Raw genomic sequence first — 10,807 nt, 5'->3', positions numbered from 1 at the left:
CCATAAAGGCAGTTGGGATGGATAGATTAGTGACAGCTCAGAGGGAAGGAGTTGTGCCGAATGTATCTAGGATATCTACTCTACCGCATAATCTCAAATAGTCGACCGAGTAAACTATCCTGGGTTTGCATGGTTTTGGAATTGGCTTCGTAAGCGCGGTTCACTTCAATCATATCTACCATCTCTGTCACAACCGATACATTCGAGGCTTCCAGATACCCTTGTAAAACTTGGGGTGCAAGGAGTTCTGGAAATGCTGTTGGTTCACCCGATTCGGGAGTGTTTGCATAAAATGAATCCCCTTCTTTGTCTAGGTGGCGCGGATTTTCCACAGTGCGAATTTTTAATTTATCAAGTAACACTGGTTCTTCGAAACGATTTTCACTAAAATTGGTCCCATCTTTTGGAGCGGTTCCTAGTTTCGCATTGATATATATTTCTCCATTTTCTTTCACAAGAAAATTTCCTTGGTTCACTTGGATGGGACCTTTTTCTCCAAGGAGGGGAAAACCTTGTGGGGTCACAACAAAACCATTTTTATCTAAAACAAAGTTCCCACTCCGAGTGAGCCTCTCTCCCCGATTGGTAAGGACCGAAAAGAAGGCAGGTTTTTCCATCCCAGGTTGGTCTTGGAGCATGAGATCAAAGATATTGTCAGTTTTTTTCACGGCTCCTTGTTCGAAGCGAGTGTACACTTCGTTGACTTCAGCGCCAAACCCAAGTTTACCGACCACGGGAGAGGTATCAAAGGAACCCATTGGTGTTTTTCCAATTCCATCTTCGGAATAACGATGGAGTAACATTTCAGGAAACGTTTTGAAGACAGTGGTATCCTTTTTGAATGCAGTTTTGTCCACATTGGCCAAATTATTGGCAACCACGTCCATACGCACTTGTTGGGAAATCATCCCATTTGCACCCGTATACAATCCTCGTAACATAAGTCCCTACCTAAGATTCCAATCGACCAAATCTACCATTTCCCCAAGAGAAAATGCGACATAGTCAAAAAAGAGTTGAAGTTTTGGAGAATTTTTTAGAAAAAAGAAGGACATGAAGTTATCTATCGGAAACCTCCCTCAGACACTAACGGACGATGCCCTCGAGAAACTTCTTTCCGCATACGGAAAGGTGGAACACCTACAAATCAAACGAGACAAATTGACTAAGGTTTCGCTTGGGTATGGAACCGCCGAAATGGCAGATGCCGATGCAGAAAAAGCAATCGCAGGTCTCAATGGAAAGGAATTGGAAGGCAAAAAGATCGTAGTTGTCAACCAAGAAGAACTGACCAAAGCACAAAACGAAGCACAAAAGAAAAAAGGAAGTCCTGCTGTGGCGAAACCAACGTTTGGACGCAACCAAACTTCTGGTGGTGGCAACACGGGAGTGCAACGCCGAGGTGGTTCCCGCGGGTCGTAAATGAAACAATTGAATGGAAGTTATCTCTCCATTGGAGCGGGAGAGAACCAAATCCCTCTCATTCGGGCTGCGAAACTTAGGGGACTAAAAGTCATTGCCGTGGACACAAACCCCATGGCACCAGGTTTAAATGAATGCGACATTAAAATATTAGAATCTACTCATGAATACCGTAAAATCTTACATGCAATGAGTAAGGTTCCCCTGCCCTATAAATTATTAGGGGTTGGCTCGAGGTCATTTGGAAAAGCGGTTTTTACTGTATCTTACTTGGCAGAAAAATTAAAACTTCGCGGAAACCCAAGAGAGAGTACCAACCTTTTTTTAGACAAAGAGAAGTGCAAACAAACGGTTTCCAAATATGGGATCCCTGTCCCGGCAGCTGTGAACACAATCCTTCCTGTAAAAACAAAAGATAAAAAATTAGACATTGTTTTTCCCATCATCGCAAAACCGAAATCAGGGTCTGGCAAAAAAGGAATCACTGTTTTAGAATCAGAAGTGGAATTGAAAAAATTCACAAAACTCAAATCAAATGATTCCTTTTTACTCGAGGCCTACACCACAGGTGATGAAGTGACTGTTCTTGGGTTTGTGATCAACAAACGATTTTATTTAATCTCCATCACAGACAAAATCACAACAGGTGTTCCGGAATTCATTGAAATTGTCCACATCGCCCCTTCCGCCCACATTGATATGGCAGGAGAATTAAAAATGATCTGCCAAAGTATTGTCACTGCCACCAAATTGAAAACAGGTCCTTTTGTAGCCGAATTTAAAATCACAAAGAATGGGGAGTGCATTTTAATGGAAGCAGCACCAGAGGTGGGTGGAGAATACTTAGCTGACCAATTATTGCCAAACCATTATGGTTATGACTATTTTAAAGATTTGTTATCTGTTACGATCGGTGAAAAAACAAGGCCAGAATTTTTGAAACAATCCAAAAATGGATCCAACCATTCGGCGATTGTGTTTACACTCCCTGGTCCCAAACAAAAAAAGATGGGAGAAATGGTTCCATTCATACCCAAACCGTTTGAATCCGTATTTTTTACAAAACAATTAGTAGAAACCGGTGTTAATTTGGAAAAACGAGAGGGTAACCACAAACGAACGTCTGTTATGGGAATGAGTACAAAACAATCCATTCCTGCCAAAGAATGGTTGGAATCTATTTTACACCGATTGGAACCATGAAAAACGTTTGGGACACTCATTACGAAAGGCCTAAGTCGAAGTTAAACTTTCCAGATGAAAATTTGGTGCGTTTGCTCGCTAAAATCGATCCACCAAACCGCAATGCTTTGGATTTTGGATGTGGTTCAGGTAGGCATTCTTATCTATTGCATCACGCCGGTTATACCGTCACTGCTTGTGACAATGCAAAAACCACGATCGATGCCTTACAAAAAGAAACCGATAAAATTCATTTCCTCCATACCCCAAGCCACGAACTTCCCTTTTTACCAGATTCCTTTGGTTTGATCGTGAGTTGGGGTGTTTTCCATTACAACAAACGGGAGGACGCAAAGGCATACCTCCAAACGCTTTACAATGCATTGACAAACAATGGATACCTCGTTGGTTCCATCCGTGCAGAAGGTGATACCCACCTAGGACTAAAGGCAGGGAAAATGAACTTAACAGACCTTAGCGGAGGTTATGCGGAAACCTACTCATTATCAGAATTAAAAGATTTCCTTTCTCCTTTTGCAGAGGTATCCATTGGGTATTCCGAAAGGACCCCAATTGGCAAACTCAGCGAAAGAATTTGCCACTGGTTTTTCCTCGCTAAAAAATAATGCCATCCTTTGATTTTTTACGTGATGAATGTCCCCTAAAAAAGGATTGTGATTGGAAGTATTTATATGAAACCACAGGCAAATACAAAGGGTTACGAGTGGCCATTTGCCAAACCTGCAAACTCCAAGCCCTTTCCCCAAGGCCCAACCAAAACGAACTTTATTCCAAAGACTATTACCAAGGTAAGGCAGAGTATTCTTACATTGATGAAAGGGCATCCAAACCATTTTTCCGTCATGTTTGGAAAGCAAGGATCCAAAACATCAAACGGTACGTGGCGTCGGGGCATTTTTTAGACATTGGTTCTTCCTTTGGCGGTTTCCTTGAGGTGGCAAAAGAAGAAGGTTTTTCCATCCAAGGGGTAGAAATTTCAGAATATGCGGCAAGTTATGCAAACGAAAACAAAATTCCAACATACAATGGGAACCTTTATGATGCAAATTTCCCTACGGAGAGTTTTGATGTGATCACTCTTGTTGAGGTCATCGAACACATTGAAAATCCAAATCGTTTTTTTAAAGAGTTAACTCGTATTTTAAAGCCTGGTGGTTTGCTTTTACTGCAAACCGCCAATTTTGAGGGTTGGCAGGCAAAAGAAGAAGGGAGTGGCTACCATTATTATATGCCTGGCCATGTCTTTTATTACTCAGATGAATTGTTAAAAAAAATATTGACTGGGCATGGATTTGGGAGTTTCGTATCTTACTTCGGTGTGGATTTCCCATTGGTAGCCAAACTGAAAAAAGTAAGGGGATCATTCCAAAATTGGAAAGACTACCGACACTGGTTTCGGATTGGTTTTTACCATTTTCGTTCCAGGTGGAAACGAAAGGGATTCCCCCTCACATCAAGTTACGTTTTGTACGCATTTAAAAAATAGGAACGATTATGAGCGAAACAATGAAAACCCCACTCCTTGTTCGGTTGACTACTATCCCGGAAGGACCAACATGGAAACGTAAAATCATACTTGGACTCAGGGTTTTACTCGTTTCCGTACATCGATTCATAAAAGATGATTGCCTCATCATCGGTTCAAGCCTTGCTTATACAACAATCGTAACTCTCATCCCCACACTAACGGTTGCCCTTGCTTTGATTACCGTAGCTTCCGGCATCCACACTAGACAAGGGGAAATGGTAGATGAGATCAACTCCTATCTCCTCCGTAACAATATCCAATTTGACATCACGCCCTATTTAGAAACTCTCTCCGACATCATTTCCACTGCCACACAAATTGGAGCCGTAGGATTTGTTGTTTTTATTTTTTCCGCAACTGCCGTATTACGTTCGTTAGAGAAGGCTTTCCATATCATTTGGCAGATTGACCTTCACCGAAGTTTCATCAACAAATTTGTTTTTTATTTTTTCCTGATTTCATTTGGACCACTTTTATTTGTGGTCGGAAAAAATATCACAGATACCATTTCCGATTCGGTTCGCGCACCCCATTTAAAATCCATCGTTTCAACAAAACACGGAGAACTTTGGGTGGCTGGCGAAAAAGGAAATATTGGGATGATGAAGGAATTAAACAAATCAATCTCTTTCATTCCCGAATCTAGTATTGATTTCGAAAACATGTTATGCATCGATATGGAAACTGTCGAAACTGGGACATGCAAAAAACCCAATATCAGAAAGGAGAATTTCTTTCGAATCCGCAGTGTGGGGAATGATTTATTTACCATATCGGAAGAAGGAACGTTTTTATATTCAAATGACCTTGGGAATTCTTGGAAGGTTCACTCCTTAAAAGGAGTCAATGTATCCGATTTTGGAGCCATTGACTTTGATACAATTTTTATCCTCACAAAGGATACAAGTACCTTGCGATATGACTTAGGAAAACCATTCAAAGAAATCAAACGATTCCATGATGAAGGGATCACTCCGATTCGAGTTCGATTTTTTTCAGACAAAGATGGCTTCATCTTAGACCGAGAAGGTAGGTTATGGAAAACAAGTGATGGAGGAACTAGTTTTTTCCCACAAGAAATCTCTAGAAAACCACTAAACGATATCTCTTTCTTAAATCGAAACATTGGATTTTTGGTCGGTGATAGTGGAGCGATTTACAAAACAACTGATGGCGGTTATACGTGGACAGACCTAAGCCACAGAAAGTATTCCTACGAAAGAGTTTGGGTTTTCGCATCTCCCAAAAAACAAGACTATGATATCTTTGTCCTAACTTCCCTTGGAGACATCTTCCTCTCAGAAGACGAAGGTGAAAATTGGTCGATCGCTTACAAAGGGAAAGCAGGGATGATTTTGGACATGATCCTACTTTCCAAGAAACAAACACCCACAGAAACAGAAGGAAACCTAACAAAAAACCAATCGGAGGCAAATGCATTTGGTAATCTCACAACGGATTCTCCGATTGAAATCGAAAACCAAAATGAAGCAGAAAGCCCGAACGAAGGGATGTTGGGAATTGTGGGTGTGGGAGAATTTAACAAAATCATCCGAGTCGAAGAAAATGAGAAAGGGGAAACGATTTGGAAAAAATACCAAGGTGGAAAACGTTTTTTTTCTCTTTATTCCATCTTTCAAATTTTGTTACCTTTATTGTCTCTGTGGTTATTCTTTTTACTTATCTTTACGATCATCCCCAATACAAAAGTTCCACTGAAAGCATCTTCCATTGGAGCGGCTGTGACGGGACTCATCCTCATCCTCTTCTTTTGGGGATTTATCAATATCTACCTAACTTCCTTTACGGAAAAAACAATGTTAGTGTACAAAGCACTTGCTGCCATCCCCATTGCATTACTTGCGATTTATTCCATTTCACTCATCATTTTGTATGGAGCAGAAGTCACGGCAACCCTACAATTCCCTGACAGGTATTTACTCCCCAAACATCCATTTGATGATATCGATTCTACACTATCGTATGAATTTTATAAGATCTTACAAGTTTTGACACTCACCTATACCCACCAGGAAAACAAAGGTGAACTCATTAAGCTCTCGCAACTTAGAAAATCTTTATTATTGCCGGAAAAGGATTTATCACAAATTTTAGATCTATTGACGGATGCAAATCTCATCCAAATCACGGAAGAAAAACGAATCACACCGGTAAAACTAAAATCACAAATCGATTTGGTTTCAGTTTATGAATCAACCTCGAGTTTCAAATTGGGAGCTCCAAAAGAAATCGCGAGTTTGTCTCCCAAACTCAATGATAGCCTAACGAAGTTAGAAGAAAAATGGAAGGATGAACTCCGGAAAACTTCCTTTTCGGATTGGGTTTAAAGGTAAGGATTTTTTTTCACGGGTGGAAGAGAAGCTGACATTTGTTTGTAAATCTCTTCCGCAAGTCCCATCGATTCATTTTGAGAGATATTTTTAGCATACTCATCGTATAACATATCTTCAAAAATTTCTTCCGCATACCCACCATCGATGAGTTTTTCTTTATGGATGGTGTTTTTCATTTCCTTTAACATCATCTTCACAAATACAGATTCAAATTCCACGGAAGCATCATACAATTTTTTTCTGTAGGGATCAATTGTGATCTCCTCACGGATGTTTTGTGGGACTCGCAAGGAAGATGAACTCACTTTCCCCATCAGCCCTTCGTGAGTTTCCAAAAGGTTTTGGAAATTTGAAATCCCTTGTTTTGGTTCTTCTTTTTCCTTTGGAAGCGAAAGAGACTTCATCCTGTTTAAAATGGATTCGTCATTGGAACGGCTTAACCTTCCTGAGTAGTCTTGGATTTTATGAATGTCCATATTATGTCTACTATTCCTATCGGCAATTTTTGGAATTACTGAATCACAAGATCGGCCTTGAGGGCCCCTTGTTTTTTTAAGGCTTCCAAAATGGAGATAATGTCCTTTGTAGAGGCTCCTACTTTGTTTAAGGCTCCAACCACATCCGAAACTTGAGTGGTTTCTTTCAAAACAAAAACAGATTCCCCTTTCCCTTCGTCCTGGATGGGGAAAAAATACCGAGCTTTGTCCCGGTTGGCAATTTGGATGGTAAGGCCTTGTTGGGAGATTGCAACCTCATCGATTGCAATGTTTGCCCCCATGACGATGGTCCCAGTCCTTTCATTGATCACCACCCGAGCCACTGGCGAGGAATTCACTGTGAGGTTTTCCAATTTCGATAAAAAAGTTAGATCGAGTTTTGGTGCACCCGACACCAACTCTCCATTCGGCCCCGTTTGCCCCTGTGAGGTGGGAAGTGGGACAAGGACCTCTGTTGGGGAAACCACTTCCGGCACCACTGCCATTTCCGCAGTGATTGCATCAACGATTGCACCCATGGTTGTATAATCTTTTTCGAGTAAGGTAAGTTTGACCGATTTTGTGACAGGTGCATTTGGAATCGATTTTTCTAAGATTGCACCCATAGGAACGAGGGCTGTATTGGAACCAGACTTTTTATCTGCACCACGTTTTTTCTCTTTCCCACCAAACACAAGTACACCGGAAGCAACGGCAATGGTTTCTCCATTTCCGGCTTTGAGGGGAGACTGGAGTAAAACCCCACCTTCTAAGGAACGGGCATCACCCAGTGACGAAACCACGATGTCAATTTTGTCACCTTCTTTTAAGTTTACGGGAACGTTTGCAGTGATGAGAACAGATGCTGTGTTTTTTGCATCACGGAGGTTCTTTTTGGTATTCACACCGAGCCCACTTAAGTAATTTTGTAAGGCTTCCTCGGTAAGTGGATTTTTGGTATCCCCTGTCCCATTGAGCCCCACCACAAGCCCAAAACCAGTGAGTTGGTTTTCCCTGACCGCATCAATTCGAACGAGGTCTTTTAGTCTTGTTTCAACGGCGAGGAGAGGTGTTACAAAAAACAAAAAACAGAAAGTAAATAAGGAAACAATGGTTTGTTTTATGGATTCTTTCTGTTCGCGAACGAAGGGAAACTGCATTTTAAAAGAATTTCCATTTGGGTGATTTGGCTTTGCAAAAAAACGGTTACGATTAGTCAAAAGCCCTTTTATTTTGATCTTTTTTTGATCGTTCGTGATTTTGAAACTCACTATTTTTTTCATGCCAATCACTCACTTTCACCTAAGAGTCGTTTGATATTTTTTAAAATGATTTCTTGTTTCTCTTTATCGGAAAGTTCCGCTTTTTCCGTTATGGTTCCATCAGGGTTTGTGATCCGTTTCATTTGGATGTTAGGATCATTTAATTCCTTTGGGTTCAAAGTTCCTTGGTATTCGACTCGTAAATTGGCAATTAAGTCACTTGCAATGAATCTGTTTTTGTCTAAGTCTTCTGGCGAAATTGTTCCCGACAAACGAAGGTTAATCCGCTCTTCTGATAAATTAAAAACACGACTTCCTTCGAGTTCCAGATTCCCAGTTCCAGGATCAATGCCAGTGACAAGCACTGCCATTACCCCTACTACTTTTCCTTGGGATTTTGATTTTCCCACTTTGGATCGCATATAAGTAGAATTTGCTGTGTAATTCGGAAGGTCGGGCACTAACTTTTTATCAGGGACAGTTTTGATGTCATTGTCAAAGGTCGCTTTGTATTCCGATTCATATTCCACTCGAAGTCCATTTTTCAGTACCACTTTGACAACAGTTCCGGGTTGGATGGTTTTTGGATAAGAATACGGGTCTTTGTCCTTCCATAAGGATTCCGCAGAAAGCCCAACCAGACTGGTAACCAAAAAGAATAAAACAAACAGTTTGGTTCTAATTCGATGGGAAGTAACCAATCCTTGTGTTAGATGGAAACGAATAAACTGTGCTTTGATCACTAGGCAGGGCATCACTTATTTCTCTTCCAAAAGGCATACACCTTCATTTTGCACACGGGCTTTGATTGTTTTTTGTGAAGCCAAGTTGAGAAGTGAAATTTCTTCCCCTCGGTCCCCTGAGTTCAATGCCCTTGTTTTGATTTTGAGTAATAAATTCCCGGCGGTATACACAAGTTCTACTTCTTGCCCACGTTCAATGGTATGGAGGGTTCTCACTTGTTTTTTCTCAATGGCTGTGTCAGGTAAAAATCCATTTAAAGCCGTTTTGCCGACTGGGTTTTCTTCCGTGTATTCTCTAAACGAGTCACTGGAGAAAAAATACCGTAATTCCACATCATCATCCGTCAATATTGTTTTGGATGGGATTTCCCTTTTCGTGAAGTATGCTTTTTTTTTCTCTTCAATGAGAAAGGGGACTGATTCTGAATGCACGAGTTTGCCTTCAAAGTAAAAATCCAAGGGGAAAAGGCGTTTCCCCGCATGGAGGGACCTTCCCGGATAACGCCAAACAGTCGAAGTGCCCGAGATGATGGGAAAGGTTTCTTTTTCAGAACTAATTCGAAAGGTTTCCCCAAACTCACCTAACGGATGATCAGTTGAAGCGTTTAAGTCTTTCCAAAGTGATAGTTCGAGTTCTTTTTTAGAAAGTACAGATGTCTTTGGAAGTAAAATTCCGTCTTTTCCCATCACGCTAAAAGGAACATTGGTTCCCATTTCCTTTCTGTAGAGGTTTTGGAGGAGACCAGATAGATCCTCTGGTTTGATGAGGATAGGTGCCTTTACATTTTGGTAGACAATTGGATTCCAATTTCCTTTCCAGTTGGTAAATTCTGACAACCTCACCTCTCCCACACCTACTATTGTTTTCGGTTTGAGATACAAACGATTGTCCTCTTGGTTTGCAAAAATTGGCAAACCAAGTACCAAACTAAATAGGAAAGGAATCCAAAGTTTCATTAACGTTTTAGCCCAATTGCCGTCGAAAGCATGTTATCTGAGGTTTGGATGGTTTTGGAATTTGATTCATAAGCCCTTTGTGCTACGATCATATTCACCATTTCTTCCACGATTTTTACGTTACTCATTTCTAAAAATCCTTGTAACACACTTCCATACCCTTCTTGGGATGGCATCCCTGGTATTTCAGGTCCAGAGGCGACGGTTTCACGGAATAAGTTTTTCCCCACAGCTTGCAAACCCGCTGGGTTGACAAATCGGTAGAGCTCCAATTGGCCGATGGTGGTCGGGCGAATGTCATTTCCGATTTTTACGGTGACTTCCCCTTCTTCCGAAACCATAAGTGTATTTAAAATGGCATTTTCAGGTAGGATGATGGGAGGTTCGAGCAAATACCCGTTCGATGTAACCACTTGTTGGTTGGAATCAATTTTAAATGACCCATCTCTTGAGTAAGAAAAAGTACCATCAGGCATTTGGATTTTAAAAAATGCCATCTCGCCTGTAAGTGCGAGGTCTAGTTTATTCCCTGTGGCTTGGAAGGATCCAATCTCGAATAACTTCTGTGTGGCGGCGACTTTCACACCATGTCCCACATTCACACCTGTTGGGATTTCGGAAACAGAGGTGGCTGGAGTTCCCGCAAGCACTTGGTGTTGGTAAACTAAGTCTTCAAAGTCCACACGGTTCTTTTTAAACCCTGTTGTGTTGACGTTGGCTAAGTTATTGGCAACGGTATCAATGTGAAATTGTTGGGCAATCATCCCGGTCGCACCGGTCCAAAGGGATCGCATCATAAAAAGGCACCTCTACAGCTTCTATCGGTCATCTCCGAAAAAAGCTAAGTGTCTTTTTTTTTGAT

General features: G+C 41.2%; 11 protein-coding genes. 5 read left to right on the top strand and 6 right to left on the bottom strand.

Annotated elements, in window-relative coordinates:
- Window positions 1-80: 80 nt before the first annotated feature.
- Window positions 81-941: a flagellar hook-basal body protein gene (locus EHQ62_RS06790; protein WP_135641423.1), complete on the bottom strand. Its 861-nt coding sequence runs from the start codon at window positions 939-941 to the stop codon at window positions 81-83.
- Between the two features lie 112 nt (window positions 942-1,053).
- Between EHQ62_RS06790 and EHQ62_RS06785 the strand changes: the two genes are divergently transcribed.
- Genes EHQ62_RS06785 through EHQ62_RS06765 form a run of 5 tightly spaced genes read left to right on the top strand, consistent with a single transcriptional unit; the run spans window position 1,054 to window position 6,501 of the window.
- On the top strand, window positions 1,054-1,422 hold the full coding sequence (locus EHQ62_RS06785) for an RNA recognition motif domain-containing protein (RefSeq protein WP_135641422.1): 369 nt from the start codon (window positions 1,054-1,056) through the stop codon (window positions 1,420-1,422).
- Window positions 1,423-2,625 (top strand): ATP-grasp domain-containing protein, encoded by a 1,203-nt coding sequence (locus tag EHQ62_RS06780; protein WP_135641421.1) that lies wholly within the window; start codon window positions 1,423-1,425, stop codon window positions 2,623-2,625.
- Window positions 2,622-3,230, top strand: coding sequence for a class I SAM-dependent methyltransferase (locus EHQ62_RS06775; protein ID WP_135641420.1), 609 nt, complete (start codon window positions 2,622-2,624; stop codon window positions 3,228-3,230). Before EHQ62_RS06780 ends, EHQ62_RS06775 begins: the two co-directional genes overlap by 4 nt.
- Complete coding sequence (locus EHQ62_RS06770) at window positions 3,230-4,111, top strand: class I SAM-dependent methyltransferase (protein WP_135641419.1); 882 nt, start codon at window positions 3,230-3,232, stop codon at window positions 4,109-4,111. The genes EHQ62_RS06775 and EHQ62_RS06770 overlap by 1 nt, the downstream gene beginning before the upstream one ends.
- Before the next feature lie 8 nt (window positions 4,112-4,119).
- Complete coding sequence (locus tag EHQ62_RS06765) at window positions 4,120-6,501, top strand: YhjD/YihY/BrkB family envelope integrity protein (protein WP_135641418.1); 2,382 nt, start codon at window positions 4,120-4,122, stop codon at window positions 6,499-6,501.
- Here the strand turns inward: EHQ62_RS06765 and EHQ62_RS06760 are convergent.
- From EHQ62_RS06760 to flgG, 5 genes are all read right to left on the bottom strand, one after another.
- Window positions 6,498-6,983, bottom strand: a complete 486-nt coding sequence (locus EHQ62_RS06760) for a rod-binding protein (RefSeq protein WP_135641417.1) — start codon at window positions 6,981-6,983, stop codon at window positions 6,498-6,500. The two genes, EHQ62_RS06765 and EHQ62_RS06760, sit on opposite strands and share 4 nt — an antisense overlap.
- Before the next feature lie 35 nt (window positions 6,984-7,018).
- Complete coding sequence (locus tag EHQ62_RS06755; protein WP_244241665.1) at window positions 7,019-8,143, bottom strand: flagellar basal body P-ring protein FlgI; 1,125 nt, start codon at window positions 8,141-8,143, stop codon at window positions 7,019-7,021.
- 128 nt (window positions 8,144-8,271) lie between these two features.
- A complete protein-coding gene (locus EHQ62_RS06750; RefSeq protein WP_244241664.1) occupies window positions 8,272-9,003 on the bottom strand; it encodes a flagellar basal body L-ring protein FlgH in 732 nt (243 codons plus the stop codon).
- The gene (gene flgA, locus EHQ62_RS06745) at window positions 9,004-9,945 is read right to left on the bottom strand and encodes a flagellar basal body P-ring formation chaperone FlgA (RefSeq protein WP_135641415.1); all 942 of its coding nucleotides are present in this window, start codon (window positions 9,943-9,945) and stop codon (window positions 9,004-9,006) included. It abuts the gene before it with no gap.
- The gene (gene flgG, locus EHQ62_RS06740; RefSeq protein WP_100790205.1) at window positions 9,945-10,742 is read right to left on the bottom strand and encodes a flagellar basal-body rod protein FlgG; all 798 of its coding nucleotides are present in this window, start codon (window positions 10,740-10,742) and stop codon (window positions 9,945-9,947) included. Before flgG ends, flgA begins: the two co-directional genes overlap by 1 nt.
- Window positions 10,743-10,807: the final 65 nt, after the last annotated feature.

It is taken from the genome of Leptospira jelokensis, assembly GCF_004769635.1.
In the GTDB taxonomy this organism is placed as follows: domain Bacteria; phylum Spirochaetota; class Leptospiria; order Leptospirales; family Leptospiraceae; genus Leptospira_A; species Leptospira_A jelokensis.
The sequence above is the reverse complement of the archived record's forward strand: the minus strand, read 5'-3'. Positions and strand labels throughout refer to the sequence as shown.

Excerpts from the sequence above, each read along its gene's own strand:
- EHQ62_RS06790 (WP_135641423.1), bottom strand. The coding sequence starts at position 941 with ATGTTACGAGGATTGTATACGGGTGCAAATGGGATGATTTCCCAACAA.
- EHQ62_RS06785 (WP_135641422.1), top strand. The coding sequence starts at position 1,054 with ATGAAGTTATCTATCGGAAACCTCCCTCAGACACTAACGGACGATGCC.
- EHQ62_RS06780 (WP_135641421.1), top strand. The coding sequence starts at position 1,423 with ATGAAACAATTGAATGGAAGTTATCTCTCCATTGGAGCGGGAGAGAAC.
- EHQ62_RS06775 (WP_135641420.1), top strand. The coding sequence starts at position 2,622 with ATGAAAAACGTTTGGGACACTCATTACGAAAGGCCTAAGTCGAAGTTA.
- EHQ62_RS06770 (WP_135641419.1), top strand. The coding sequence starts at position 3,230 with ATGCCATCCTTTGATTTTTTACGTGATGAATGTCCCCTAAAAAAGGAT.
- EHQ62_RS06765 (WP_135641418.1), top strand. The coding sequence starts at position 4,120 with ATGAGCGAAACAATGAAAACCCCACTCCTTGTTCGGTTGACTACTATC.
- EHQ62_RS06760 (WP_135641417.1), bottom strand. The coding sequence starts at position 6,983 with ATGGACATTCATAAAATCCAAGACTACTCAGGAAGGTTAAGCCGTTCC.
- EHQ62_RS06755 (WP_244241665.1), bottom strand. The coding sequence starts at position 8,143 with ATGCAGTTTCCCTTCGTTCGCGAACAGAAAGAATCCATAAAACAAACC.
- flgA (WP_135641415.1), bottom strand. The coding sequence starts at position 9,945 with ATGAAACTTTGGATTCCTTTCCTATTTAGTTTGGTACTTGGTTTGCCA.
- flgG (WP_100790205.1), bottom strand. The coding sequence starts at position 10,742 with ATGATGCGATCCCTTTGGACCGGTGCGACCGGGATGATTGCCCAACAA.